Below are 25,119 nucleotides of genomic sequence, written 5' to 3' on the forward strand. Positions count from 1 at the left end.
ATACATAGTCAAGCAAAGCTCAGCGCCGTCGCAAGGCAGCTCAACGAACGACCCCGAAAAACGCTCAACTACGAAACACCCGCCGAGCGTTTCAATGCCTGTGTTGCATCGACCCTTTGAGACCGCCCCGCACAGCTGGCATAAAGACCAGACCAAAGCCTGCCCCCTCAACGCATCACAGTTTCGGCGCTGCGCAAGAGGTCCAGACCATCGCGCGCCGGGTGCGCCGCGCCTCTCGGTTTGCTAGAGCGGCGGCAAGCCCGTCACCTCGCCCTCGCGGATCACCGCCGGGTCATAGGCCGTGCGCGCAAACACCTCGCGCACCATCGGCTCGAAGGTCGCAAGCGGCTCGGCCACGTAATCGGGATCAAACGACGCCTGATCCCACCGCTCGCAGAACGCCGCGCAGCTTTCAAAGCAGGGATGATCCTTGAACTGATCGCGCGCATTGCGATCCCAGCCATAGTGGTGGCCGTAATAGAGCATCTGGAAAATCCCGTGATGCTCCACCACCCAGGCCACATCCCACCGCACGAACGGGCGGATGACCTCGGCCGAGAACCGGTCGTGGTTCTGTGGCGCAAGCCCGTCGCCGATATCATGCAAAAGCGTGCCCACGACCCAGTCGATATCGGCCCCTTCGCGCAGCGCGCGGCTTGCCGATTGAAGCCCGTGATCAAGCCGGGTGATCCGATACCCTTCAAGCGAGACCTCGCCCTGACGGCGCAGCTCGTCCATCACCCGGTCGGCGGTCAGCGAAAGATAGGGTTTTTCGAGGCGTTCAAGAAGGTCGTAATCCTCCTTGGTGCCATCCTTCATCTGGGTAAAGCTGACTGTCTGGCGCTCGCTCATCGCTCATGATCCTTTGCTGATCAGTCCCAAAGGGGGGAATACGGCAAGGGTAGGCCGCCGCCGGACGATCCGGCAAGCGATTCTCTTTGTGCGAGGTCAGCGGATGACAATCTCGTCGCTGCGCAACAGGCCCAACACATCGCGCGCCTGCTGATCCAGAAGATCAAGGTCAAGATAGGTATCCGACAGCCGGTGCGTCAGGTTTTCCATCCGCGCCACCTGGGAGTTGAGCTGATCAAGCTGGGCCTGCAACAGCGTGCTTTGCGCGTCGATTTCAGCGCGGCGGAACAGGCCGTAATCCCCCTGCACGGCGGCAAAGGTGAAATACGCGCCCAAAAAGAACGCCACCGTGAAAAAGATAAGCATGCCCCAAGGCCTGTTGCGGGTGTTCATACGCGTGTTCTGCCTCTTTATCCGCTTCTGACGGGCTGTCTGGCCACCATGCCACAGAGCGTGCTGTTTGTGAATCCCCTTTCACAGGATTTCACAGCGCTTTACGGTGCGCCCTAAAGGAGAGTTCAATGCAAGACACACCACCGCCTGTTGCCCCCCAATGGCATGACGCGCTCAATCAGCCCGCCCTGCGCGGTGACCTTGATCTTTGGGCCAGCGATCCGGCGCTTCAAACCCATGCGGTGGCGGCGGGGGCGGACGTGGGGCATCTGGCCTCTTACGGCGCGCGGATCGGCACCGCCGAGATGCGCCGTCTCGGCGAAGAGGCCAACCGCCATGCGCCCGAGCTGGTGCTGTTTGACACCGGCGGGCGCCGCCTTGACGAGGTGCGCTTTCATCCCGCCTATCATCAGCTGATGCAGGTCGGCATCGGCGCGGGCTATGCCGCGATCGCCTATGAGGGCGGGCAGGGAGGTCACGCGAGCCACGCCGCGATGGTCTATCTCACCTCTCAGGTCGAGGCGGGCGTGTGCTGTCCGATGACCATGACCTATGCCGCCGTACCGGCCCTCAAGGCCGACAAGGCGTTATTTGCCAAATGGGTGCCCAAGCTTGCCGCGCGCGCCTATGACGGGATGCCAAGGACCTTGGCGCGCAAGGCCGGGGCGACGCTTGGCATGGCGATGACCGAAAAGCAGGGCGGCTCTGATCTGCGCCACACAAGCACCACCGCCACGCCCGAGGGCGACCTTTACCGGCTTGAGGGGCACAAATGGTTCTGTTCGGCGCCGATGTCGGACGGCTTTTTGACGCTGGCGCAGGCGCCCGGCGGGTTGACCTGTTTCCTGGTGCCGCGCTGGCTTGAAGGGGGGCGCAACGCGATCCACCTGCAACGGCTCAAGGACAAGATGGGCAATCGTGCCAATGCCTCGGCGGAAATCGAATATCACGGCGCCTATGCCCACCGTTTGGGCGATGAGGGCGCCGGGGTCAGCACCATTATCGAAATGGTGCATCATACCCGCCTTGATACCGCTTTGGCCCCGGCGGGATTGATGCGCGCCGCGCTTGAACAGGCGCGCCATTGGGTGGGGCAACGCTCGGTCGCGGATGCGATGCTGATTGATCAGCCGCTGATGCGGCAGGTGCTGGCCGATCTTTGCCTCGATTGGGAGGGATCGCTTGCGCTTGGACTTCATGTGGCGCGCGCCTTTGACGGCACCACGCCGCGTGATCGCGCCTTTGCGCGCCTTGCGGTGGGTTTGGCCAAGTTCATCAACAACAAGCTCTGTCCCGGCGTGATTTCCGAGGCGATGGAATGCCTTGGCGGCATGGGCTATGTCGAGGATACCGGCATGCCGCGGCTGTACCGCGAGGCGCCGCTCAACTCGATCTGGGAAGGCTCGGGCAATGTCATCTGCCTTGATATCCTGCGCACCCTGCGCCGCGAACCGCTGGCGGGGGAAAGCCTGAGCGCGGAACTTGGCGCCGCGACGGGGCATGGCCGCGCCTTTGATGCGGCCCTCAAGGCGCATATGCAGCAGTTTCCGAAACTGCCCGACGAGGCACAGGCGCGGTGGTACTGTGAAAGCCTTGCCACCCTTCTCACCGCCTCGGTCCTGATCCGCAACGCGCCCAACGAGATCTCGGGCGCCTATGTCGCCGCCCGCCTTTCGGGCGCGCGCGGGCGTGTGGCCGGGGCGATGGGCAGGGTGGATTGCGCGGCGGTTCTGGCGCGTCTTGGCAACGGGTAAAGATAAATTCACAAAATTAGATGTGTTTGATTTGGATCAACGCCCGTGGTCGGGCGTGGATCTTAGGGTGGGGCGGGGAACAGTCATTCAAGGTTCATCTTTACCTGCCCCCGAAAGGATCCACCCGATGCGCAAAACCCTTGCCGCCGCAACGCTTGGCCTTGCTGCCCTGAGCACCAGCCCGGCCCTGGCCGAAGAGACCCCCAAGCTGGTGACCATCCTCACCAGCCCCGACGCCCAGACCCAGTTGATGGGGATGGTGCTGACCATGCAATCCATGCAGCAGGGGGCCGAGGCCTATGTGCTGCTTTGCGGCCCGGCGGGCGATCTGGCACTCAAGGAGGCCCCTGCCGCCGCCACCGCCCCGCAAAAACCCAAGGGCATGAGCCCGCAGGCCCTGATGCAGAACATCATGGCGGGCGGGGCAACTGTAGAGGTGTGTGCTATTTATCTGCCCAACAAGGGGATTGAGGCCTCAGCCTTGCTTGAGGGTGTGAGCGCGGCTAAACCGCCGACGGTGGCCGCGCGTTTGCTGGCCGACAAGACGCGGATCATGTCCTTTTAGGGCAGGGTTCGCAGGGCCGTCTCACATCCTTGCCCGATTTAAGTGGTGTTTTGGTACGCGGTGCCGGGACAAGACTGCGAGGCGGCCCGCCTATGCGCGACTGACGCGCGCGCTCAGGCCTCGGCCTTCTTCTCCCAGCGGCCCGAATCTTCGGACCAATATTGCGCAGAACAGCCCGCGCCGGTGAGCGCCTTCCACTGGCCGCGCGCCGCGTTAAGCGCGGCGTCGTCATTGCCGTCAAACAGGATACAGACCCGCTCCAGCGCTTGCACCTCCTCGGGGGGGACCTCGGCGCCGTCGATGCTCATCACGCAAACCGCGCCATTGGGCCGCTCGGGCGCGGTGCCAAGCAGGATCGGCTGATCCGCCTCATGCTCGGCCCCGGCAAGACCGTGTGGCAGGAACCCGTCCTCGGGGCCCTGCCAGAGCTTTTCGTCAAGCCATTCCATCCGGGCCCGGTCGCGCCCGCGCACCATGACACGCCAGCCCGCGCCCTGCGCCTTGCCCAAAAGCATGGGCAAGGTCACTTCAAGCGGGGTGCGGGTCAGGTGATAGAAAAAGGCCGCACCCATCACTCTTGCTCAAGCATGTCCGCGATCATCCGGTTGAGCGACATCACGCCCCAGCCAGTCGCGCCGCGGGGCGCATAGGCGGTTTCGGCCTTCACGCTGGCCACGCCGGCGATATCGAGGTGAATCCACGGCATGTCGTCCTTGACGAAGCGCTTGATGAACTGCGCCGCCGTGATCGAGCCGGCCTCGCGCCCGCCGACGTTCTTCACATCGGCGATCTGGCTTTTGAGCTTGTCGTCATAGGCCTGCCCCATCGGCATCCGCCAGGCGCCTTCGCCCTCGGCCTCGGCGGCCTTGAGGAAGGCCTTGCACAGATCGTCATCGTTGGAAAACACGCCGGCGTTTTCATTGCCAAGCCCGACGATGATCGCGCCGGTCAGGGTGGCAAGGTCGATCACGCCGCGCGGTTTGTAATGTTCCTGCGCGTACCAGATCACATCGGCCAGCACGAGGCGCCCCTCGGCATCGGTGTTGATCACCTCGATGGTGTCGCCCTTCATCGAGGTCACCACATCGCCGGGGCGGGTGGCGCGATCCGAGGGCATGTTTTCCACCAAGCCGACAAGACCGACCACATTGGCCTTTGCCTTGCGCAGGGCCAGCGTGCGCATCGTGCCCGCCACGACGGCGGCGCCGCCCATATCCATGGTCATGTCTTCCATGCCGGCGGCGGGCTTGAGGCTGATACCGCCGGTATCAAACACCACGCCCTTGCCGACAAGCGCCAGCGGTGCCTCGCCCTTGGGGCCGCCCATCCATTCCATCACGGCAATTTTCGACGGCGTCGCACTGCCGTGGCCAACGCAGAGCAGGGCGCCCATGCCCAGCTTTTCCATCTCGGCTTCGTCCAGAACGCTGATCTTGAGCCCCAGATCCTTGAGCGCCTCGATCCGTTTGGCAAATTCGGTGGTGGTCAGGTGGTTGGCCGGATCAGACACCAGATCGCGGGTAAAGAACACGCCCTCGGCGAGGGCCTGAACGGTGCTGGCCTCGGCCTTTACCTCGTCGGGCTTGCCCACCATCAGCGTGACACCGCCGACCGGTTTGGCCTCGGCGGTCTTGTGGGTAACGAACTCATAGGCCCGAAGCACCATGCCAAGCACAAGCTCGGCGGGGCGGCGCAGCGAGCCGCCGAGCACCAGAACCGCCTTGTCGCCCTTGGCCCGGCCAAGCGCGGCCCCGGCGCGGCGGGTCTCGGTGATGCTGGCGTTGCGCGGCAGGCAGACCACGTCAAGCGCCTCCGCCGCAAGCCCCGCAGGCCAGCCAAGGCTGATCACATCGCCGGGCTTTTTCTTCTCGAAGGCGCCTTTTTCAACCATCCGCGCCAGCACGCCCTTGGTCAGCCGGTTGACCCGTCGCGCGGCGAGGTCAAGCTTGCCATCGGGGGTGACAAAGACCGCAACGCGGCCCTCGGCGGTGGCAATGGCATCAAGATCAGTCTCTTCAAAGGCAACGGAAACGGGCGTAGTCATCAACAGGCTCCTTCATGTCGGTTCCCCAAGACCTAGCGTGCCTTTGCCGCGATGACCAGTTAGCAGTTTTCCCCCGCACTCAATTCCGATAAGTTGCCGCAGAAGTCTGCTGTACTGAGGGGGTAGTGTGACCAGATTCGACAGATATATGCTGTCGCAATTCATGGTGTTGTTCGGTTTCTTCGCGCTTGTCCTGGTGTCGATCTTCTGGATCAACAAGGCGGTGCGGATGTTTGACCGGCTGATCGCGGATGGCCAGCCCGCCTGGGTTTTCCTGGAATTCACGGCACTGACCCTGCCGGGGGTGATTGGTGTCGTGCTGCCGATCGCGGCCTTTGCGGCGGCGGTGTACGTGGTCAACCGCATGAGCACCGAAAGCGAGCTGACCGTGATGCAGGCCACGGGATATTCGCCGTTGCGCCTGTTGCGCCCGGCGATCCTGTTCGGGCTGATCATCACGCTGATGATGTCCTTGCTGTCGCATTTTCTGATCCCCACAAGCCTGACCCAGCTGCGCATGCGCCAGCATGAGGTCTCGCGCAACATATCGGCGAAGCTTTTGACCGAGGGCGAATTTCTGCATCCGGCGCCGGGTGTCACGCTTTATATCCGCGACATCACCCCCGAGGGCGAGCTTCAGAACGTGTTCCTGTCGGATCGCCGCCGCCCGGAAAATCCGGTCACCTATACCTCGACCAAGGCCTACCTTGTGCAAGAGGACGGCGGGGTGCAGCTTGTGATGGTGGACGGGCTTGCCCAGAGCCTGCGCCAGCCGGGCAGCCGACTGTTTACCACGCATTATGATGATTTCACCTATGATATCAGCGCGCTGATGGGCAGTGGCGCGCTCAACCTCAATCGGGTGTCCTATATCACCACGCCGACCCTGCTGATGACCCCAAAGGACGTGGCCGAGCGCACCAACACCAGCTATGGCATCGTGATGTCAGAACTTCATGGCCGCTTTACCCGCGCCTTGCTAAGCCTGATCGCGGCGATGATGGGCTTTTCGGCGCTGCTTGTCGGCGGTTTCAGCCGGTTCGGCGTCTGGCGCCAGATCCTGCTGGCCTTTGCACTTTTGGTCATGGTGAAGGTGGTCGAAGGCATGGTTGTGGGGCCGGTTCTGGCCAATGGCGCGCTCTGGCCGATCCTCTATCTGCCAACCCTGTTGGGCGCGCTGATCTCCTTGGCGCTGGTCTTTATCGCCTCGCGACCGGGCTTTTTCCGGCGGATGTTTTCGCGCAGACCGCGCGCAGAGGTGGCGGCATGATCCTGCATTACTATCTTGCACGCCGCTTTTTATGGAGCTTTCTTGGGGTGGCCATCGTCCTGGCCGTCCTCATGGCGCTGATTGATCTGGTGGACGAGCTGAACGACTATCCCGACCTGCCGTTCATCAAGGTGCTTGGGGTGGTCGCTTTGAAGATGCCCGAGGCGAATTACGAAGTTCTGCCGCTGGTGATGATTCTGGCCTCGGTCGCCCTGTTTCTGCGGCTGTCGCGCAGTTCGGAGCTTGTGGTGCTGCGCGCCTCGGGGCGTTCGGCGATGCGCGGGCTGGCGGCGCCGGTGGCGGTGGCACTTGGGATCGGCCTTTTGGGGCTTGCCATGGGCAATCCGATCGTCGCGGCCACGGCCAAGCGGTATCACGATCTGGTCAACACGCTCGACGGTCGCGGCTCTTCCGTGCTGGCCATCGCGAGCGAGGGGCTTTGGCTTCGCCAGGGCGGGGCAGACGGCCAGACGGTGATTTATGCCGCGCGCGCCAGCTCTGATCTTGAAGTTCTGTACGAGCCGAATTTCGTGGATTTCGCCCCGGACGGCAAACCGCTGCGCCGCATCAGCGCGACAGCCGCGCGCCTTGGCACCGGCGAATGGAACCTGAGCGAGGTCAAGATCTGGGATCTCTCGAAAGGCGTGAATTCCGAGGCCACGGCGAAACAGCTTGCCAGCCTGTCGATTCCCTCCGAGCTGACCCGAGACCGGATTGTCGACAGCTTTGGCAAGCCGATGTATGTGCAGATCTGGGACCTGCCCAAATTCATCGCCCAACTGGAAAGAGCCGGTTTTTCGGCGCGCCGCTATGCGATCTGGTATCAGACCCAATTGGCCAGCCCGGTGTTCCTTGTGGCGCTGGTGCTGATTTCGGCGGCCTTCACCATGGGCCATGCGCGCGGGCGCAATACCGGGCTTTCGGTGCTGACGGCGGTGCTGTTGGGATTTGGCCTGCATTACATTCGCAACTTTGCCATGATCCTTGGTGAAAACGGCCAGTTGCCGATCCTGCTGGCCGCCTGGGCGCCGCCTGTGGCCTCGCTTCTTCTGGCCACGGGTATCCTTCTGCATCTGGAGGACGGATGACACGTATCGCGCGACTTTTTAGCTTTCTCGGCCTTGTTGCGGCCCTGTTCGTGACGGCGCTTGCGGCGCAAGAGGCGCCGCTGCCTGCCATGCTTGTGGCCGATGATGTGCGCGTTACGGCGGATGACAAATTGGTGGCCACCGGCAATGTCGAGGCGATGTATCAGGGGCGCCGCCTCAAGGCGCGCGAGATCACCTATGACCGCGCCACCGACCGCCTTTTGATCACTGGCCCGCTGACCCTGACCGAGGCGGGCAATACCGTCATTCTGGCCGATAGCGCCGAACTTGATCGCGACATGCAAAACGGCCTTTTGCTTGGGGCGCGCATCGTGATGGAGGATCAGCTTCAGCTTGCGGCCAACGAAATGCGCCGTGTTGATGGCCGCGTGACCCAGCTTTACAAGGCGGCCGTCACCTCTTGCCGGGTCTGCGAAACCGGGCGCCCGCCGCTCTGGCAAATCCGCGCAGAGCGGATGATCCACGATGTCGAGGCACAACAGCTCTATTTTCAGAACGCCCAGTTCCGGGTGCTTGATACCCCGGTGTTTTACTTGCCGCGCCTGCGTCTGCCCGATCCGACGCTGACCCGCTCCTCGGGGTTTCTGACGCCGTCTGTTCACAACTCGTCGCTGTTTGGCACCGGTGTCAGGGTGCCCTATTTCTTCGTGCTCGGCGATCATCGCGATCTGACCGTGGCGCCGTTCTGGGCCACCAATTCGCGCCGTCTTGACTTGCGCTATCGTCAGGCGTTTCGCCGGGGCGACATCGAATTCAACGGCGCGGTGTCGGATGACGATTTCAATCCGCGCTCAAGCCGGGGGTATCTGTTTGGCGAAGGCCGCTTCGATCTTGATCGCGACTTCGTGCTGCGCTTCAATATCGAGGTGTCCAGCGATGATACCTTCCTGTTGGATCACGGGTTTTCCGACAAGGACCGGCTTCAAAGTCAGCTCTCGGTCGAGCGCGCACGCCGCGACGAATACATCCGGGCCGCGATCAGCCACTTTCGTACCCTGCGGGTGAATGAAAACAATTCGACCCTGCCGTCGATCATCGGCAATGGCGATTACGAGCGGCGGTTTTTCCCCAGACGCCTTGGCGGCGAGCTTCGGTTTTCGGCTGCGGCGCAAAGCTCTTACCGCTCGTCTGACCTGACCACCGACGGGGCCGATTTCGACCGGTTTTCCGATGGTCGTGACGTGATGCGCCTGACCACGGCGCTTGACTGGCAGCGCAACTGGATCATGCCCATGGGGGTGCTTGCCACGGTTCAGACCGGCCTTGCGATGGATCACTTTCAAATCGGTCAGGCCGGAACGACAAGCGTGTCGGACGCGACCGAACTGACGCCGACGGCGGCGGTGCACCTGAGGTGGCCGCTGATCAAATCAAACCGGCGCGGCGCGACCCATGTGATTGAACCGATGGTGCAACTGGCATGGTCCGGCGGCTCGAACCCCAATATCCCGCTGGAAGAAAGCACGGCGGTTGAATTTGACGAGGGCAACCTTTTCAACGTGTCGCGCTTTAATGCGCCCGATCGGCGCGAGCGCGGTTATAGCGCGGCCTATGGCGCAACCTGGACCCGGATCGACCCGACCGGCTGGCAGGGCTCGCTTGCCCTGGGGCAGGTGGTGCGCGACGAGCGGTTGCTTGAGGCAAATGGGGTGACGCCGTCTTTCACCAAGTCCTCGGGGCTGCGGGACCGGACCTCTGATCTGTTGATCGCGGGGCAGTTCCAGAATGGCAACGGCCTGACGGTGACGGCGCGAAGCCTGTTTGACAACGTCTTTGACGCCACCAAGGCCGAGGCGCGCGCAAGCTGGCAAAACGACAAGACCGATTTCGGGGCGACCTATATCTGGCTGGCCGATGATCCGGGCGAGAACCGCAATGCGACCGTGTCGGAATGGGCCTTTGATGGTAGTTACCGCTTTGCCCGCCATTGGACCGGCAGCGCCGAGTGGCGCTATGACGCGGCCACGGATCGCAACGTGCGTGCAGGCGCCGGGGTGACCTATTCCAACGAATGTGTGGATGTTGCGCTTTCGGTCTCGCGCCGCTTTACCTCATCGACTATCCTTGAACCCGAAACCAACTTCAGCTTTACCGTGGGTCTACGGGGCTTTTCGGCCGCGACGCGCGATCAAAGCTTTACACGGACATGCAGGAAATAAGCAGTATGATATCGAAATTCCGCCGGACTCTTGCCGCCCTGGCCATTCCCGCTCTTGTAGCTGTGACGGGGGGGCTTGGGGGCGCGCCCGTGCAGGCGCAAAACCTGTTCGAGCCGATGATCCATGTCAACGATCAGGCGATCACGCGTTATGAGCTGCAACAGCGCGCGCGTATGATGACACTGTTTCGCGCACCGGGCGATCCGGCCAAGCTGGCACGCGAACAACTGATCGAGGAACGCATCAAGCTTGATGCGGCACGCACCAGCGGCGTGATTCTGGACGAGGAAGCGGTCACTGTCGGCATGGCGGAATTTGCCGGACGCGCCAATATGGAGCCCGAACAGTTCATCCGCGCGCTCGACGGGGCCGGGGTATCAGAATCCTCGTTCCGCGCCTTTGTGCGCGCCGGGGTCACCTGGCGCGAATTGACGCGCGCGCGCTTTGCAAGCCGGGTGTCGGTCAGCGAAGAGGACATCGAGCGCGCCACCCTGGCGCTGACCGGCGGATCAAGCGTTCGGGTGCTTATGTCCGAGATCATCCTGCCGGTGGCCAACCCGGCGCAGGCCGAAAGCGTGCAGGCGCTTGCCGCGCGCATCGCCCAATCCGAGGGCGAAGCCGCCTTTGCCAGCCAGGCGCGCCGCCATTCCGCGGCGGCCACTGCCGGGCGCGGCGGGCGCATGGACTGGGTCGAACTGTCCGCTCTGCCGGAGGGGCTTCGGCAGGTGATCCTTGGCCTCGCGCCCGGTGATGTGTCCGATCCGCTGCCGATTCAGGGGGCGGTCGCGCTGTTCCTGCTGCGCGACATCGAAGAAACATCCGTCGCCACGCCGGACTATTCGGCCATCGAATACGCCGCCTATTACATTCCCGGCGGGCGTAGCGAACAGGCCCTGGCCCAGGCCGCCCGCGCGCGCGCCGAGGTGGATGTCTGTGACGATCTTTACGGTGTGGCCCAGGGCCAGCCGCCCGAGGTTCTTGAACGCGGCAGCCGCGCACCCGATGAAATCCCGGCCGATATCGCCGTGGAACTGGCCCAGCTTGACCCCGGCGAAGTTTCGACCAACCTGACGCGGGCCAATGGCCAGACGCTGGTGTTCCTGATGCTCTGCGGGCGCTCGCCGAAACTTGACGGCGAACAGCCCTCGGTCGATGACCTCAGCAACTTCATCCGCAACCGCCGGATTGAATCCTTCGCCAACAGCTATCTGGAACAGCTCCGCGCCGAGGCCCGGATCAGCGAAAAATGACCCTTGCCGTCGCCCTGAGCTGTGGCGAACCGGCAGGTGTCGGCGCCGAAATCGCGGCCAAGGCCTGGGGCCTGCTTGGCGCGGATCTGCCATTCTTCCTGATTGGTGACCCGGCCCATCTTCCGGCGGGCACGCCGGTGATCGAGATCGGCGATCCGTCAGAGGCTTGCGCGGCGGCTGTGAGGGGCCTGCCGGTGCTGCGCCACGCGTTTAACGGGCCCCTGACCCCCGGTACGCCAAACCCGGCCCATGCCAAGGGCGTGATCGAGGTGATCGCGCGCGCGGTTGATCTTGTGCAATCGGGGCAGGCGCTTGCGCTTTGCACCGCGCCGATCCACAAACAGGCGCTTCAGGACGGGGCGGGCTTTGCCTATCCCGGCCATACCGAATATCTCGCCGCTCTGGCTGGGGGGGCGAAGGTCGTGATGATGCTGGCCTCGGATGCGCTTCGGGTGGTGCCGACCACCATTCACATCCCCCTGTCAGAGGTGCCCGGCGCGTTGACGCCCGCCCTGTTGGAGGACACGATCCGCATCACCCACGCCGCGCTTGTCCGCGACTTTGGCGTCGCGCGCCCGCGTCTTGCCATTGCCGGGCTTAACCCGCATGCGGGCGAGGGCGGCAAGATGGGCCGGGAAGAGATCACCGTGATCACCCCGGTGCTTGAGTGCCTGCGCGGCGAGGGCTTTGATCTGCGCGGGCCGATGTCGGCGGATACGATGTTTCACGCCGCCGCGCGCGCGGGCTATGACGCCGCCATCGCGATGTATCACGATCAGGCGCTGATCCCGATCAAGACGCTGGATTTTGATCGCGGCGTCAATGTCACGCTTGGCCTGCCATTCGTGCGCACCTCGCCCGATCACGGCACTGCGCTTGATATCGCAGGGCAGGGCGCCGCCAACCCCACCTCTTTGATCGAGGCCCTCAAGATGGCCCACAATATGGGGGCCGCGCGCCGCAGATGAGCAGGATTGACAGCCTTCCGCCTCTGTCAGAGGTGATTGCCACGCATGGCCTCGCGGCGCGCAAATCGCTGGGGCAGAACTTTATCCTTGATCTCAACCTGACGGCGCGGATCGCGCGGCTGGCGGGGGACCTTAGCGAATGCGATGTGCTTGAAATCGGCCCCGGCCCCGGCGGCTTGACCCGTGGGCTTTTGGCGGAGGGCGCACGCCGGGTGCTGGCGATTGAAAAAGACCCGCGCTGCATGCCCGCCTTGCAGGAAATCTCCGACGCGCTGCCGGGGCGGTTGCAGGTGATCAATGCCGACGCGCTTGAGCTTGACCCGCTGCAATACCTGAGCGCGCCGATCCGGGTGGTGGCCAATCTGCCCTATAATGTCGGCACCGAGCTTTTGATTCGCTGGCTGACGCCGAAGGACTGGCCGCCGTTCTGGCAGAGCCTGACCCTGATGTTTCAGCGCGAGGTGGCCGAGCGGATCACCGCCACGCCGGGCAGCAAGGCCTATGGCCGCCTTGCCCTTCTGTCGCAATGGCGCGCAAACCCGCGCATCGTGCTTGGCCTGCCACCCGAGGCCTTTACCCCGCCGCCGAAAGTCTCAAGCGCGGTGGTGCATTTCGAGGCCCTGCCAGAGCCGCGCTTTCCGGCCGATCCCAAGATCCTTGAATGGGTGGTGGCGCGCGCGTTCAATCAACGCCGCAAGATGCTGCGCGCCGCCCTCAAGGGCAGTGCGCCCGACCTTGAGGATCGCCTTATCGCGGCGGGGATCAAACCGACCGACCGCGCCGAAACCGTGGGTCTTGAGCAATTTTGCGCCCTTGCGCGGCATATGCCGGGCGGCTCTGAGGCGGGTTAGAAAAGGCGACAAACCCTAACGCGTCAGAACCATCGCGCCGTTGGTGATTTCGATGCTTGAATAAAGCTGAAGATAGCTCATCCCCAAGAGCGATTGATCCATCTCGCCCTCATTGACCACGGCGCGCACATCCTCGTGGCGCACCCCCCCGACCGCGACCGTACCAAGGCGCACCGGCGCCGTGCGCACCATGCCATTGGCGGTATAGGCGCGCCCGAGATAGGCAAGTTTGGTGGTGTCAATCCCGACTTTTTCTGCATCCGCATGGCTTAGCACCACCTGCGAAGCGCCGGTATCGACCACAAAGCGCACCGGAGCGCCGTTGATATCGGCGGTCAGGTAATAATGCCCGTCCGGCGCGCGCGGCAATTCGATCCGGCCATCCGCGATGGTGGTCTGCATCGGGCGCACGGTCTGGCGGATGTCATCCCAAAGGCCGACGACAGCAATCGCGCCAAGAAAGATCAGCCCCCAGATCAGCGCCTGTTGTACCAGTTTGCCAAGCGACGCGCGGTTCTGGGCCACGAACCAGAACAGCACCGCCGCCGCGAGAATCACGAGATAGGTCAGCCGTGCGTAATCGAAGTTTTCACCAAAATTTTCCATACATGTGATATAGGTCGCGGCCCGCGGATTTGAAAGATCAACCCGCCAGCCCGAAGCCGCGCAAGCCATCCAGCACGAATTGCACCGCCAATGCCGCCAGCAGCATGCCCAAAAGCCGGGTCACCACATTGGTCCCGACCCGGCCAAGCGCGCGTTCCAAAAGGCCCGACATCAGGAACATCAAAAACACCAGCAAGATCACCGAGAGCATGACCCCGATGACCCAGGCCAGCCCCTCGATGCCCGGTTTTTGCCCGGCCAGTAGGATCACCGTCGCAATCGAGCCCGGCCCGGCAATCAGCGGGATGGCGATGGGAAAGATCGAGGGGTCGTCGCTATCGTCTTCTTCCGCCTCTTCGGCCTGATCGGCGCGCCGCTTGGTGCGTTTTTCAAACAGCATCTCAAGCGCGGTGAGGAAAAGCAGAATGCCGCCCGCGATGCGAAAGGCGGGCATCGAAATGCCGATGAACCCTAGCACGGCCTCGCCAAAAGAGGCGAACATCACCAGCAACAGCGCCGAGGTGACACAGGCGCGCACCGCAATTGCGCGGCGTTTTTGCGGGCTCATGCCTTGGGTCAGCGCCACGAAGAGCGGCGTCATGCCAATCGGGTCGATGATCACGAACAGCGTGACAAAGGCGGTGATCAGAAAGGCGGTATCCATCGGGCGACCTTAACGTGATTTGGCGCAGGGCGCACCCTGCGGTTTGTCGGTTTAGCTTTCGGCTGTTTCCAACCGCTCTAACGCTTCCATCCAGAGGGTCTCGGCAAGGGTCAGGGCCCGCTCGATCTCGGCAAACTTCTTTTGCCATTCCTTGAGGCCGTGAATGTCGTCATAAATCGCCGGATCGGCCAGCTTGGCCGCAACGCGGGTTTTCATTTCTGAGAGTTTTTCAATGCGTTGCTCGCAATTCTTCGCGTCTTTCTTTAACGCCAGAACGGCGTCGCGCGAGGGCTTTTTCACCTTGGCGGGCTTGGAGCTTTCCGCCGTCTTGGCGGCTTTGGCGGGCTTGTCGCTGCTCAAGAGCATGGCGCGATAGCTTTCAAGATCGCCCTCGTAGGGCGCGACATTGCCGTCCTTCACAAGCCAGAGCCGATCGGCCACGAGCGACAGCAGGTGCATGTCGTGGCTCACCAGAATGACGGCGCCGGTATAGGTGGTCAGCGCCTCGACAAGCGCCTCGCGGGATTCGATATCAAGGTGGTTGGTCGGCTCGTCGAGGATAAGCATATGCGGCGCATCAATCGTCGCCAGCATCAGCGACAGCCGCGCCTTTTGCCCGCCCGAGAGACGCCCGACAAGGGTTTCGGCCTGTTCGGCGCCAATGCCAAAGCCGCCAAGGCGCGCGCGCAGCCGTGCCGGGGTCTCGGTGGGGCGCAGGCGGCGGATGTGATCAATCGGGGTTTCATCAATGTGAAGCTCGTCGACCTGATGCTGGGCGAAAAAGCCAACGCGCAGTTTCGAGGCCTTGGTGATCCGCCCCTGCATCAGTTCAAGTCTGCCCGACAAGAGCTTGGAAAGTGTGGATTTTCCCTCGCCGTTACGGCCCAAAAGGGCGATCCGGTCATCCTGGTCGATGCGCAGGTCAAGGCGGGACAGAACCGGCTTGCCATCATAGCCGACAACGCCGTTTTCAACCCGGATAATGGGCGGCGACAGTTCCTCGGGTTCGGGGAAGGTAAAGCGTTTGAGCGCGGCCTCTTGCGGCGTGGTGATCGGCTTGAGCTTGGCAATCATCTTGAGACGCGATTGCGCCTGCACGGCCTTGCTCGCCTTGGCGCGAAAGCGATCAACAAAGCTTTGCAGATGGGCGCGGCGGGCGTCCTGTTTGCGGGCCTCAGATTCAGCCGCTGCAAGACGCGCGGCGCGGGTCTCGGCGAAGGTTTCATAGCCGCCCTGATAGAGCGTCAGCTTCTTGTCTTCGAGATGCAGAATCGAGCCGACGGCGCGGTTCAAAAGCTCTCGATCGTGGCTTACGATCAACACCGTATGGGGATAGCGCGCCAGATAGCTTTCAAGCCAGAGCGCGCCTTCAAGGTCAAGATAGTTGGTCGGCTCGTCGAGCAGCAACAGGTCAGGCTGAGCAAACAGCACCCCGGCAAGCGCCACCCGCATCCGCCAGCCGCCCGAAAAGGCAGAGCAGGGCATGCGTTGCTCGGCATCGGTAAACCCAAGCCCCTTGAGGATGTTCGAGGCCCGCCCCTCGGCCGACCAGGCGTCGATATCGGCAAGCCGGGTCTGAATGTCCGAAATCCGGCCAGCGGCTGTTGCGGTCTCGGATTCTGCAAGCAATTCAGCACGTTCCGTATCGGCCGCCAGAACCGTGTCGATCAGCGACACCTCGTTTCCCGGCACCTCCTGTGCGACGCCGCCGATGCGCGCGCGCGACGGCAGGCTGATCTCGCCGCCCTCAAGCGCAAGCTCGCCGCGGATCAGACGAAAGAGGGTGGTCTTGCCGGTGCCATTGCGACCGACAATGCCCACCTTATGGCCATCAGGAATGGTGACCGAGGCGTGATCAATCAGCACCCGGCCGGCGACGGAATAGGATATTTCATTTATGCGCAACATGGCCCCCGCATGCCGCATGCGCGCGCCCGCGTCAATCGCGGCTTTTCAAGACGCGGTTCGGGTGGTATTGGGGCCGCGATCAAAAGCGGTCGGGCAAGGGGCCTGACCGATGATTTTAACTGAAAAGAGGCTGAAATGGCTGTTGAACGCACGCTGAGCATCATCAAACCCGACGCAACCAAACGCAACCTGACCGGCAAGATCAATGCCAAGTTCGAAGATGCCGGCCTGCGCATCGTTGCACAAAAGCGCATCCAACTGACTCCGGCACAGGCCGGCGTTTTCTACGAAGTCCACAAAGAGCGCCCGTTCTATGGCGAGCTGTGTGATTTCATGGCATCCGGCCCGGTTGTGGTTCAGGTCCTTGAAGGCGAAGGCGCAATCGCGAAAAACCGCGAAGTCATGGGCGCCACCAACCCCGCCGATGCGGCCCCCGGCACCGTGCGCGCCGACTTTGCCGAATCGGTTGGCGAAAACTCGGTTCACGGCTCTGACGCCGCCGATACCGCCGCTCAGGAAATCGCGTATTTCTTCTCGGGTCTCGAACTGGTCGGCTAAGACCTAACGCAAGACTTTAAGTTCAAGCCGCATCCTATTAATAGGGTGCGGTTTTTTCGTTTTTCAGGGGGGCCTATATGCTGGCGAAGTCGTCGAAAACCGGCGCCGGTTCAGGGCGCAGATCCTGCGGGGATGCGGGTTTTTGATTGGGTGGTTTCGCCTCTGATTCGGGCGGTTTTGCCTGTGCCATCGGTCTGCTCCTGGGCTTGCTTTTATTATGCTGGCAAGGTCCGGGCGCGCCGGGCCTGCGCTTGGTATACCCATCAGGGGACCACAATTTCGCGGCGCCGGTGCGGCGCAAATGTGGCAGAACTGTGGCGGCGCCGGTCCCTGTGCGCGCAACCGGGGCTGCGCGCGCAGGGGAAATCGCGCCTCTCAGGCGACCATTTTTTCGACGACACCGCCAAAGGAAGAGGGCGTCGGCACGATGGTCACCCCGGCCTCTGACAGGATCTCGACCTTTTCCTGGGCTGATTCGCCAAAGGCCGACACGATCGCGCCCGCATGCCCCATGCGCCGCCCCTTGGGCGCCGAAAGACCGGCCACATAGGCGGCCACCGGCTTGGTCATGTGATCGCGGATATAGGCGGCGGCCTCGGCCTCTTGCGGGCCGCCGATTTCGCCGACCATGACCACGGCGTCGGTGTCGGGATCGTTTTCAAACAACTCAAGCACGTCGCGAAAGCTTGACCCGTTGATCGGATCGCCGCCAATCCCTACCGAGGTCGAAACCCCGATGCCGCGCTCTTTCATCTGGCTTGCGGCCTCATAGCCAAGCGTGCCCGAGCGCCCGACAATCCCGATCCGCCCCGGAATGTAGATCGAGGGCGGCATCAGCCCGGCAAAAGCCTGACCGGGGGTGATGATCCCGGCACAGTTCGGCCCGATCAGGCGCATCCGCTTTTCGGCCTTGTAGCGGCGCATGTAACGTTTGACGCGGATCATGTCCTGCGCGGGGATGCCGTCGGCGATACAGACGCAGGTCTTGATGCCCGCATCGGCGGCCTCCATGATCGAGTCGGCGGCAAAGGGGGGCGGCACGAAACAGATCACAAGATCGGCGCCGGTCTCGGCCACCGCGCCCTTGACGGTGTTGAACACCGGAAGACCGTTATGCTTGGTTCCGCCCTTGCCCGGGGTCACGCCGCCCACCACATTGGTGCCATGGGCGATCATGTCCTGGGTGTGAAAGCTGCCGATGCGCCCGGTCAGGCCGGTCACCAACACTCGGGTCGATTTATCAATGAGAATGGCCATCATGCAGCCCCTTTTTGCGCAGGTTTCGTGTCTTTCCATGCGTTTACCACCAGATTTGCGGCATCAACGAGGGTCTCGGCGGTGATGATCGGAAGGCCGCTGTCCTTGATGATCCTGCGGCCCTGCTCGACATTGGTGCCCGAGAGGCGGACTACCAGCGGCATCTTGAGGTCAAGTTCGCGGTAGGCACGGATGACCCCTTCGGCGATCCAGTCACAGCGGTTGATACCGGCAAAGATATTGACCAGGATCGCCTCGACGTTGCGATCATTCAGCACCGCCTTGAACGACATCAACACGCGTTCCGGCGAGGCGCCGCCGCCCACATCCAGAAAGTTGGCAGGCTCGCCACCGGCCATCTTGATCATGTCGAGCGTCGCCATCGCAAGCCCCGCGCCATTGACGATACAGCCGATTTCGCCGTCCAGCCCGATATAGGCCAATCCACGATCCTCGGCATAGGTTTCGCGGCTGTCTTCCTGGCTTTTGTCGCGCAGTTCAGAGATTTCCGGGCGGCGATAAAGCGCGTTGTCGTCAAACGACATCTTGGCATCAAGTGCCATGATCTCGCCGCTCTGGGTCACGACAAGCGGGTTGATCTCGACCATGTTGGCGTCAAGCTCGGCCATGGCGCGATAGCACCCGGTGATGGTCTTGACCGCCTGCGGAATAAGCGCCGGGTCAAGCCCGAGCGAAAAGGCGATCTCGCGGGCCTGAAAGGCCTGCATGCCGACGGCCGGATCAACCACCGAGCGGATGATCGAATCGGGTTCGTTGGCCGAGATATCCTCGATCTCCATACCGCCCTGCGCCGAGGCGACGACGACGACGCGTTCCTCTTTGCGGTCCAGAACAAAGGCAAGATAGATTTCCTGGGCGATCTTGGTGGCTTCTTCGATGTAAAGGCGGCTCACAAGTTTGCCCTGCGGGCCGGTCTGATGGGTGACAAGCATCCGGCCAAGCATCCATTGCGCGGCCTCGCTGATCTCGCGTTCATCCGAACAGATCCGCACGCCGCCTGCCTTGCCGCGTGCGCCGGAATGGATCTGGGCCTTGACCACCCATTTGTCGCCGGAAAGTTCGCTGGCGCGGTAAACCGCCTGTTCGGGGCTATAGGCGATGCCGCCGCGCGGCACGTTGACGCCAAACCGCTTGAGAAGTTCCTTGGCCTGAAATTCGTGAATGTCCATTGTCTGTCCTCCTTAGCCTTGGGCGGCGATGGCCTCGGCCACCGTAAGCACGTTGCGGGCCATGCGTTCGCTGGCGGCGTCGATCATCTTGCCGTCAAGGCTTGCGGCGCCACGGCCCTCGGCCTCGGCCTTTTTCAGCTCTTCGATGATGCGATGCGCGCGGGTCACCTCGGCCTCGGGGGGCGAGAAAACCTCGTTGGCAAGGGCGATCTGGCTTGGGTGGATCGCCCATTTGCCCTCGATCCCAAGGGCGGCGGCGCGCTTGGCCGACAGGATATAGCCATCGGGATCGTTGAAATCGCCGAACGGGCCGTCAATGGCGCGCAGGCCAAAGGCACGACAGGCCACTGTCATCCGGCTCAGGGCAAAATGCCACTGATCGCCGGGATAATCGGGGTTGAGCCCGCCAATCACCACGGTGCGCGCCCGGTTCGAGGCGGCGTAATCGGCGACGCCAAAGTGCAGCGCCTCAAGGCGGCCGGGCGTGGCGGCAATCGCCTCGACATTGGCCATGCCAAGCGCGGTTTCGATCAGCGCCTCAAGCCCGATCTGGTGGGAAAAGCCCATGGCGGTCTCGATCTGGCTGACCATGGTTTCGACCGCGTAGAGATCGCCGGGCACGCCGACCTTGGGCACAAGGATCGTATCAAGGTGCTGGCCGGCCTGTTCAACAATCTCGACCACGTCGCGATACATGTAATGCGTATCGAGGCCGTTGATACGGATCGACATGGTCTTGCCCTTGGCCTTCCAGTCGATATCGTTGAGCGCCTGAATGATGTTCGAGCGCGCCTGAACCTTGTCGGGCGGCGCGACCGCATCTTCGAGGTCGAGAAAGATGTAATCGACATCCGACTCGGCGGCCTTTTCGATCATCGTCGGATTCGAGCCGGGCACGGCCAGTTCCGAGCGTTGCAGGCGTTGCTTTTTCAGCGGGTGCAGGGTGTAGCTCATTTTATCTGTCCTTTTGGGGCGCTTACGCTGCGCGGGCCTTGGCGATGGATTTCTGAACCGGCGGGGTGGTGGCGCGGAAATGTTCCTGCGCGGCGGCAACCCCGGCGCCGGGTTCGATCGCGACCCCGGCATCGACAAGCGCCATTTCCGCCGCCGACAGCGCCCCGCAGAGCATCACCGGGTTGAGCGAGCCAAGATGCCCGATCCGAAACGCCCGACCGGCCAATTGCGCAAGACCCGAGCCAAGCGAGGTCTGGTATTTGTGATAGGCGGTTTCGATCACGTGGCGCGCATCCACGCCCTCGGGGGTATAGATCGCCGACACGGTATCCGAGTGCCACTCGGGGCCATGCGCCACAAGGCGACAGCCCTGCCATTGCTCGACCGCGCGGCGCACGCCGGCGGCAAGGCGGTTATGACGCTCCCAGACGCTTTCCATGCCCGCCTCAAGCAGCATGTCGACCGACACCCGAAGGCCGCGCAAAAGCTGGGTCGCGGGGGTATAGGGGAAATAGCCGGTATCGTTGAGCTTGATCATGTCCGAAAAGCTGAAGTAACAGCGCGCCATGCGGGCGTCTTCATGGGCGGCAAGCGCCTTGTCACTGACCGCCAGAATGCCAAGACCGGCCGGCAGCATAAAGCCCTTCTGCGAGCCGGCCACCGCAAGGTCGACGCCCCATTTCTCCATTTCGAACTCGATCGAGGCGATCGAGCTTACGCCATCGACGAACAACAGGGCAGGGTGGCCGGTGGCGTCAAGGGCCGCACGAATGCCCGCCACGTCCGAGGTCACGCCGGTGGCGGTTTCATTCTGGGTGGCAAAGACCGCCTTGATCTTGTGATCCTTGTCGGCGGCAAGCCGCGCGGCATAATCCTCAAGTGGCACACCCTTGCCCCAGTCAACCTCGCAAAGATCGACCTCAAGCCCAAGCCGCTCGGCCATATCGACCCAAAGCATCGAGAACTGGCCGAAGCGCGACATCAAGACCCGGTCGCCGGTGTTGAGCGTGTTGGTGATTGCCGCCTCCCAGGCCCCGGTGCCCGAGGTCGGATAGATGAAGACGCGCCCGCCGGTCTGACGGAACACCTGCTTGAGATCGCTCAGGAGCGGGGTCACGAAATCGGCGAAATCCGGGGCGCGCATATCCTCCATCGGGATGTTCATGGCGCGACGGATGACGTCGGGTACATTGGTGGGGCCGGGGATGAAAAGATGCGGGTTGCCGTTCATGGTGTGTCCTCCTCTGATTTCACCCAGTATCGCCGCGGCAGGTGCCACCTGGTAATCCCCGCGCGCATGGAAATGCGTGACTGCGCGGGGGGATTTGGCCCCTTCCGGGTAGGGCGTACTACCCGCGCGTGGCCCCTCCGGCATGCGGTTGCATGCCGAATTTTTGTTTGATTTCATCGGGTTCCGGTGTCTTTGTGTCGTAATTCTCAAGTTTGACAGACGCCGGATTGTGAATAATGAGCCCATGACAGAGACCGATAAAACCCCGCCTGACGTGATCGTCGCCGACCGACAATTGATTGTCTGTCAGGGGCTTGGCTCGCTCGTGGCGCAGATTCCCGAGGTGCGGCTTGGGCCCTTTGCCACCGATATGGCCAGCCTGCGCAAGGCCCTGTCAGAGCGCCCCGGTCCGGTGATCGTGGTGCTTGGGGTGCGCCTTGCCGACGCCGATCTTGCGCGCGCTCTTGATATGCTTCGGCGTGATTATGCGCGTGCGATGGTGGTGGTGGTCGCCGAGGAAAGCGAGTTTGCCTTTATCCGCAGTGCGATCAAGGCGGGCGCGCATGGCATTTGCATGATGGATCAGATCCTGACCAACCTGCCGCGAATCCTTGGCCACCTGATCGAAGGGCACAGCATCCTGCCGATCGAGGTTCTCAAGCGGCTGAGCGGCGAGCAGACCGACGCCCTTACCCGGCGAGAGCATGAGATTCTCGGGCTTTTGGTGGATGGTCTCACGAACTTTCAGATTTCCGCGCGGCTTGGCCTGTCGGAGAATACGATCAAATATTACCTCAAGGCGATCTATCAAAAGCTTGACGTGAATTCGCGTGGCGGGGCGATTGCGAAATATGTGGCGGGGACGTATTAGAGCTTCTCGAACATGCGACATCAATAAGTCAGAGCATGTTGCGTGAATTTTGAGTGAACGCGACATACTCTGGGCGCGCCGCCTAATCCACGACGCTCACAAGATGCCACCGCAGGGCGTCATTGGGCACCGGATCAAAATGGGTCACCCGGTTCGAGAGCACCACAAGCTGGGTCACATGAAACGGGATAAGCGAGCCCGAGGTTTCGCGCAGCTTTTCTTGTGCGGCCACGTAGAGCGCGCGGCGTTTGGTGAAATCAAGCTCGGCGCGGGCCTTGGCCAAAAGCGCGTCGAATTCGGCGTTGTGATAGTGGCTTTCGTTCCATTTGGCGGTTGAATGAAACGCCTCGTTCAGCGCCTGATCGGCAGGGCGCTCGCCCCAGCTTGTGGTGAAGGCATCCTTTTTCATCCAGACGTTCGACCAATAGCCATCGGCGGCCGCATTCACCAGTTTGACGCGAATACCGGCATCGGCGGCCTGATCCTGAAAGGTGACGCCCATCAGCGGCCAGGATTGATCCAGCGACGAGACATTGACCTCAATATCGACCCCATCGGGATAACCGGCCTCGGCCAAAAGGGCGCGGGCGCGTTCAACATCGCGCCGACAGGTCATATCGGCGCGGTACTGGTCATTCGGGGCCACCGGCGTGTCACAAGACACCACCCCACCGCCATCAAGTGCGAGCTTGAGCATCTCGTTGCGATCCACGCTTAGCCGCATCGCAAGGCGCACGCGGGGATCGTCAAACGGCGGCACATCGGTGCGAAAGATGAGCCCCATCCAGTTGCCGGTCGGGATTTCAAGCAATTGATAGCGCAGGGATCTATCAAGCGCACGGCGCAAAATCGGCACGATCCCGCGTTCCATGTCAAGCTGTCCGCTCAGGAATGCCTGAAGCCGGGCCTGGGCATCGGGCACACCGATCACCTCGATCCGCGCAAGGGCGGGGGGGCCTTCCCAATACTCCTCGTTGGCGGTCAGGATGGTGATGCCGTCAGGGTCGAACTTTTCAACCCGGAACGGGCCGGTGCCAATGCCGCTCTGCGCGACGCTCTCGCCCGAGCCCTCGGGAATGATGCGCAGGCGCGGATCCATCAGTTGCAGCGGCAGATCGGCAAAGGTCGAGGCCAGCGTCATCCGCACGGTCAGCGGATCAAGCGCCTCGACGGTTTCGATCATCTTGACGGCGGCGCGCGCCGGGCTGCCCTGATCGGGGTCGATCACGCGCTTGAGGGAATAGACCACATCGTCCGCATCGAACGCGCTGCCGTCGTGAAAGCGCACGTTGTCGCGCAAATGAAAGGTCCATATGGTGCCGGTCGCGTCCGGCTCCCACCGCATGGCAAGATCGGGCGCGGGCTTGCCGCCGCGTCCGGGGCGCACAAGGCGGCTCTGGATTTTCTCGATGATCTGAAGCACCCGCCCTTTGGAGGCCGGATCAAGGCTTGAATGAGCGCCAAACCCCACATTATGGGCATGACGAAAGGTGCCGGTCGGGTCGGCCCCGGCAAAAGACCCACCCGCCATGAGCAGGGCTGATGCCAGGGCGGCAAGCACAAGGGGCTGCATATCCGTCTCCCTCTGGATCGGTTGACCATTTGTGACAAGGGGTGGGCGGAAAAGTCAAACCCTTAAGGGCATTTGGCGCATCACGATTTGAAAGGGCGAGGTGTGACACACCCCGCGCTTCAAGCGGACCACCGCGCGCGGCGACGTTTGTCGTGAATTTGACTGGCGATCCCGGGAGGACTCGAACCCCCAACATCCTGATTAGAAGTCAGGTGCTCTATCCAGTTGAGCTACGGGACCGCTGAACTGGCTTCTAGCGTGGCCCTGCGCCAAGATCAAAGCGAAAACGCATCTCGCGGCGCGGCTCAGGCGAAGGGGTTGTCGTCATACTCGACCCCGGCGAGGTAGAGCCCGTGCGGTGGCGCCACCGGGCCACAGGCGGCGCGGTCGCGTTCAAGCAGCGCGTCGCGCACCTTGTCGGGCGTCCACGAGCCCGCGCCGACCCGTTCCAGCGTGCCCACGACGCTGCGCACCTGGTTGTGCAGAAACGAGCGCGCGCGCAGGTGAAACCGCACCTCAGAGCCAAGCGAGAGCGGGATTTCCTCGATCTCGATGGCGTTCAGGGTTTTGACCGGGCTGGCCGACTGGCAAATGGTCGAGCGGAAGGTGGTGAAATCATGCAGGCCAATGAGATGGGCCGCGCCCGCGCGCATCGCCTCAAGGTCAAGCGGGCGCAGCACCTGCCAGACCAGACTGCGCTCGTGGGTGACGGGCGGGCGGCGCACCAGCACGCGAAACACATAGCGCCGCTCGCTGGCGGAAAACCGGGCATGCCAGTCTTCAGCAACCTTTTCGCATCCGACAATCGCAATCGGCAGCGGCTTGAGATGGAAATTCACCGCCTCCATCAGGCGAAACGTGCTCCAGTCGCGCACAAGGTCGCAATGGGCCACCTGCGCATAGGCATGCACGCCCGCATCGGTGCGCCCGGCGGCGGCGATGGTGTGGCTGCCGGGCTCGATTTTAGCGATGGCAGCCTCGATAGCACCCTGCACCGACGGGTGATTGGGTTGGCGTTGCCAGCCGACGAAGGGGGCACCGTTATATTCTACTTTAAGGGCGTATCTGGGCATGAGCCTGCGCATAAATGAA

The 25,119-nt window shown here is 62.6% G+C and carries 23 protein-coding genes and 1 tRNA gene; 10 read left to right on the forward strand and 14 right to left on the reverse strand.

From position 1 onward, the window contains the following. Positions 1–243: 243 nt before the first annotated feature. Entirely contained in the window at positions 244–819 is a 576-nt protein-coding gene (locus ROG8370_RS12220) for an HD domain-containing protein (protein WP_085827537.1), read from the reverse strand. A gap of 129 nt (positions 820–948) precedes the next feature. Next, positions 949–1,245, reverse strand: coding sequence for an FtsB family cell division protein (locus ROG8370_RS12225; protein WP_085827467.1), 297 nt, complete (start codon positions 1,243–1,245; stop codon positions 949–951). Positions 1,246–1,373: 128 nt separating this feature from the next. Here ROG8370_RS12225 and ROG8370_RS12230 point away from each other — a divergent pair, with 128 nt between their 5' ends. Continuing rightward, complete coding sequence (locus tag ROG8370_RS12230) at positions 1,374–2,999, forward strand: acyl-CoA dehydrogenase family protein (protein WP_085827468.1); 1,626 nt, start codon at positions 1,374–1,376, stop codon at positions 2,997–2,999. 127 nt (positions 3,000–3,126) lie between these two features. Continuing rightward, entirely contained in the window at positions 3,127–3,564 is a 438-nt protein-coding gene (locus ROG8370_RS12235; protein WP_085827470.1) for a DsrE family protein, read from the forward strand. 113 nt (positions 3,565–3,677) lie between these two features. On the opposite strand, the gene ROG8370_RS12240 is transcribed toward ROG8370_RS12235, so the two are convergent. Then, positions 3,678–4,136, reverse strand: a complete 459-nt coding sequence (locus ROG8370_RS12240; RefSeq protein WP_085827471.1) for a DNA polymerase III subunit chi — start codon at positions 4,134–4,136, stop codon at positions 3,678–3,680. Then, positions 4,136–5,608, reverse strand: a complete 1,473-nt coding sequence (locus ROG8370_RS12245) for a leucyl aminopeptidase (protein WP_085827472.1) — start codon at positions 5,606–5,608, stop codon at positions 4,136–4,138. Before ROG8370_RS12245 ends, ROG8370_RS12240 begins: the two co-directional genes overlap by 1 nt. Positions 5,609–5,756: 148 nt before the next feature. Here ROG8370_RS12245 and lptF point away from each other — a divergent pair, with 148 nt between their 5' ends. The 6 genes from lptF to rsmA are packed head-to-tail and all read left to right on the forward strand — an operon-like array spanning position 5,757 to position 13,215. Next, positions 5,757–6,878 (forward strand): LPS export ABC transporter permease LptF, encoded by a 1,122-nt coding sequence (gene lptF / locus ROG8370_RS12250; protein WP_085827473.1) that lies wholly within the window; start codon positions 5,757–5,759, stop codon positions 6,876–6,878. Next, positions 6,875–7,966 carry an LPS export ABC transporter permease LptG gene (lptG, locus tag ROG8370_RS12255; RefSeq protein ID WP_085827475.1) on the forward strand — a complete coding sequence of 364 codons (1,092 nt, stop codon included), beginning with the start codon at positions 6,875–6,877 and terminating at the stop codon, positions 7,964–7,966. Before lptF ends, lptG begins: the two co-directional genes overlap by 4 nt. Beyond that, a complete protein-coding gene (locus ROG8370_RS12260; protein WP_085827476.1) occupies positions 7,963–10,146 on the forward strand; it encodes an LPS-assembly protein LptD in 2,184 nt (727 codons plus the stop codon). Before lptG ends, ROG8370_RS12260 begins: the two co-directional genes overlap by 4 nt. A gap of 5 nt (positions 10,147–10,151) precedes the next feature. Continuing rightward, positions 10,152–11,396 (forward strand): peptidylprolyl isomerase, encoded by a 1,245-nt coding sequence (locus ROG8370_RS12265; protein ID WP_085827478.1) that lies wholly within the window; start codon positions 10,152–10,154, stop codon positions 11,394–11,396. Beyond that, entirely contained in the window at positions 11,393–12,364 is a 972-nt protein-coding gene (gene pdxA, locus ROG8370_RS12270; RefSeq protein WP_085827479.1) for a 4-hydroxythreonine-4-phosphate dehydrogenase PdxA, read from the forward strand. Before ROG8370_RS12265 ends, pdxA begins: the two co-directional genes overlap by 4 nt. Next, positions 12,361–13,215, forward strand: a complete 855-nt coding sequence (gene rsmA, locus ROG8370_RS12275) for a 16S rRNA (adenine(1518)-N(6)/adenine(1519)-N(6))-dimethyltransferase RsmA (RefSeq protein ID WP_085827481.1) — start codon at positions 12,361–12,363, stop codon at positions 13,213–13,215. The genes pdxA and rsmA overlap by 4 nt, the downstream gene beginning before the upstream one ends. Before the next feature lie 15 nt (positions 13,216–13,230). On the opposite strand, the gene ROG8370_RS12280 is transcribed toward rsmA, so the two are convergent. The 3 genes from ROG8370_RS12280 to ROG8370_RS12290 are packed head-to-tail and all read right to left on the reverse strand — an operon-like array spanning position 13,231 to position 16,393. Further along, the gene (locus ROG8370_RS12280) at positions 13,231–13,821 is read right to left on the reverse strand and encodes a retropepsin-like aspartic protease family protein (RefSeq protein ID WP_085827539.1); all 591 of its coding nucleotides are present in this window, start codon (positions 13,819–13,821) and stop codon (positions 13,231–13,233) included. A 37-nt stretch (positions 13,822–13,858) separates the two neighbouring features. Further along, the gene (locus tag ROG8370_RS12285) at positions 13,859–14,485 is read right to left on the reverse strand and encodes a MarC family protein (protein ID WP_085827483.1); all 627 of its coding nucleotides are present in this window, start codon (positions 14,483–14,485) and stop codon (positions 13,859–13,861) included. A gap of 51 nt (positions 14,486–14,536) precedes the next feature. Continuing rightward, entirely contained in the window at positions 14,537–16,393 is a 1,857-nt protein-coding gene (locus ROG8370_RS12290; protein ID WP_085827541.1) for an ABC-F family ATP-binding cassette domain-containing protein, read from the reverse strand. 135 nt (positions 16,394–16,528) lie between these two features. On the opposite strand from ROG8370_RS12290, the gene ndk reads away from it, so the two are divergent. Then, positions 16,529–16,951, forward strand: a complete 423-nt coding sequence (gene ndk, locus ROG8370_RS12295) for a nucleoside-diphosphate kinase (protein ID WP_085827485.1) — start codon at positions 16,529–16,531, stop codon at positions 16,949–16,951. A 375-nt stretch (positions 16,952–17,326) separates the two neighbouring features. On the opposite strand, the gene sucD is transcribed toward ndk, so the two are convergent. The 4 genes from sucD to ROG8370_RS12315 are packed head-to-tail and all read right to left on the reverse strand — an operon-like array spanning position 17,327 to position 21,583. Then, positions 17,327–18,208: a succinate--CoA ligase subunit alpha gene (gene sucD, locus ROG8370_RS12300; RefSeq protein ID WP_139838128.1), complete on the reverse strand. Its 882-nt coding sequence runs from the start codon at positions 18,206–18,208 to the stop codon at positions 17,327–17,329. After that, positions 18,208–19,398 carry a malate--CoA ligase subunit beta gene (locus tag ROG8370_RS12305; RefSeq protein ID WP_085827489.1) on the reverse strand — a complete coding sequence of 397 codons (1,191 nt, stop codon included), beginning with the start codon at positions 19,396–19,398 and terminating at the stop codon, positions 18,208–18,210. The genes sucD and ROG8370_RS12305 overlap by 1 nt, the downstream gene beginning before the upstream one ends. A gap of 12 nt (positions 19,399–19,410) precedes the next feature. Continuing rightward, entirely contained in the window at positions 19,411–20,352 is a 942-nt protein-coding gene (locus tag ROG8370_RS12310; protein ID WP_085827490.1) for an HpcH/HpaI aldolase/citrate lyase family protein, read from the reverse strand. 22 nt (positions 20,353–20,374) lie between these two features. Continuing rightward, positions 20,375–21,583 (reverse strand): pyridoxal-phosphate-dependent aminotransferase family protein, encoded by a 1,209-nt coding sequence (locus tag ROG8370_RS12315; RefSeq protein ID WP_085827491.1) that lies wholly within the window; start codon positions 21,581–21,583, stop codon positions 20,375–20,377. A gap of 244 nt (positions 21,584–21,827) precedes the next feature. On the opposite strand from ROG8370_RS12315, the gene ROG8370_RS12320 reads away from it, so the two are divergent. After that, complete coding sequence (locus tag ROG8370_RS12320) at positions 21,828–22,454, forward strand: helix-turn-helix transcriptional regulator (RefSeq protein WP_085827542.1); 627 nt, start codon at positions 21,828–21,830, stop codon at positions 22,452–22,454. Between the two features lie 82 nt (positions 22,455–22,536). Here the strand turns inward: ROG8370_RS12320 and ROG8370_RS12325 are convergent, their stop codons facing one another. The 3 genes from ROG8370_RS12325 to truA all read right to left on the reverse strand — a co-directional run bounded on the left by ROG8370_RS12325 (position 22,537) and on the right by truA (position 25,100). Then, on the reverse strand, positions 22,537–24,027 hold the full coding sequence (locus ROG8370_RS12325) for an ABC transporter substrate-binding protein (RefSeq protein WP_085827492.1): 1,491 nt from the start codon (positions 24,025–24,027) through the stop codon (positions 22,537–22,539). 163 nt (positions 24,028–24,190) lie between these two features. Beyond that, positions 24,191–24,267, reverse strand: a tRNA-Arg gene (locus tag ROG8370_RS12330). Between the two features lie 65 nt (positions 24,268–24,332). Continuing rightward, entirely contained in the window at positions 24,333–25,100 is a 768-nt protein-coding gene (gene truA / locus ROG8370_RS12335; protein WP_085827493.1) for a tRNA pseudouridine(38-40) synthase TruA, read from the reverse strand. Positions 25,101–25,119: the final 19 nt, after the last annotated feature.

The organism is Roseovarius gaetbuli, assembly GCF_900172365.1.
In the GTDB taxonomy this organism is placed as follows: domain Bacteria; phylum Pseudomonadota; class Alphaproteobacteria; order Rhodobacterales; family Rhodobacteraceae; genus Roseovarius; species Roseovarius gaetbuli.

What these genes read in the sequence shown, in the direction of transcription:
- ROG8370_RS12325 (WP_085827492.1), bottom strand. Translation starts at nt 24,027, where the DNA reads ATGCAGCCCCTTGTGCTTGCCGCCCTGGCATCAGCCCTGCTCATGGCG.
- lptF (WP_085827473.1), top strand. Translation starts at nt 5,757, where the DNA reads ATGCTGTCGCAATTCATGGTGTTGTTCGGTTTCTTCGCGCTTGTCCTG.
- truA (WP_085827493.1), bottom strand. Translation starts at nt 25,100, where the DNA reads ATGCCCAGATACGCCCTTAAAGTAGAATATAACGGTGCCCCCTTCGTC.
- ROG8370_RS12315 (WP_085827491.1), bottom strand. Translation starts at nt 21,583, where the DNA reads ATGAACGGCAACCCGCATCTTTTCATCCCCGGCCCCACCAATGTACCC.
- sucD (WP_139838128.1), bottom strand. Translation starts at nt 18,208, where the DNA reads ATGGCCATTCTCATTGATAAATCGACCCGAGTGTTGGTGACCGGCCTG.
- ROG8370_RS12235 (WP_085827470.1), top strand. Translation starts at nt 3,127, where the DNA reads ATGCGCAAAACCCTTGCCGCCGCAACGCTTGGCCTTGCTGCCCTGAGC.
- ROG8370_RS12220 (WP_085827537.1), bottom strand. Translation starts at nt 819, where the DNA reads ATGAAGGATGGCACCAAGGAGGATTACGACCTTCTTGAACGCCTCGAA.
- ROG8370_RS12240 (WP_085827471.1), bottom strand. Translation starts at nt 4,136, where the DNA reads ATGGGTGCGGCCTTTTTCTATCACCTGACCCGCACCCCGCTTGAAGTG.
- ROG8370_RS12265 (WP_085827478.1), top strand. Translation starts at nt 10,152, where the DNA reads ATGATATCGAAATTCCGCCGGACTCTTGCCGCCCTGGCCATTCCCGCT.
- rsmA (WP_085827481.1), top strand. Translation starts at nt 12,361, where the DNA reads ATGAGCAGGATTGACAGCCTTCCGCCTCTGTCAGAGGTGATTGCCACG.
- ROG8370_RS12310 (WP_085827490.1), bottom strand. Translation starts at nt 20,352, where the DNA reads ATGAGCTACACCCTGCACCCGCTGAAAAAGCAACGCCTGCAACGCTCG.
- ROG8370_RS12280 (WP_085827539.1), bottom strand. Translation starts at nt 13,821, where the DNA reads ATGGAAAATTTTGGTGAAAACTTCGATTACGCACGGCTGACCTATCTC.
- ROG8370_RS12230 (WP_085827468.1), top strand. Translation starts at nt 1,374, where the DNA reads ATGCAAGACACACCACCGCCTGTTGCCCCCCAATGGCATGACGCGCTC.
- ROG8370_RS12285 (WP_085827483.1), bottom strand. Translation starts at nt 14,485, where the DNA reads ATGGATACCGCCTTTCTGATCACCGCCTTTGTCACGCTGTTCGTGATC.
- ROG8370_RS12260 (WP_085827476.1), top strand. Translation starts at nt 7,963, where the DNA reads ATGACACGTATCGCGCGACTTTTTAGCTTTCTCGGCCTTGTTGCGGCC.
- lptG (WP_085827475.1), top strand. Translation starts at nt 6,875, where the DNA reads ATGATCCTGCATTACTATCTTGCACGCCGCTTTTTATGGAGCTTTCTT.
- ndk (WP_085827485.1), top strand. Translation starts at nt 16,529, where the DNA reads ATGGCTGTTGAACGCACGCTGAGCATCATCAAACCCGACGCAACCAAA.
- ROG8370_RS12320 (WP_085827542.1), top strand. Translation starts at nt 21,828, where the DNA reads ATGACAGAGACCGATAAAACCCCGCCTGACGTGATCGTCGCCGACCGA.
- ROG8370_RS12225 (WP_085827467.1), bottom strand. Translation starts at nt 1,245, where the DNA reads ATGAACACCCGCAACAGGCCTTGGGGCATGCTTATCTTTTTCACGGTG.
- ROG8370_RS12290 (WP_085827541.1), bottom strand. Translation starts at nt 16,393, where the DNA reads ATGTTGCGCATAAATGAAATATCCTATTCCGTCGCCGGCCGGGTGCTG.
- pdxA (WP_085827479.1), top strand. Translation starts at nt 11,393, where the DNA reads ATGACCCTTGCCGTCGCCCTGAGCTGTGGCGAACCGGCAGGTGTCGGC.
- ROG8370_RS12305 (WP_085827489.1), bottom strand. Translation starts at nt 19,398, where the DNA reads ATGGACATTCACGAATTTCAGGCCAAGGAACTTCTCAAGCGGTTTGGC.
- ROG8370_RS12245 (WP_085827472.1), bottom strand. Translation starts at nt 5,608, where the DNA reads ATGACTACGCCCGTTTCCGTTGCCTTTGAAGAGACTGATCTTGATGCC.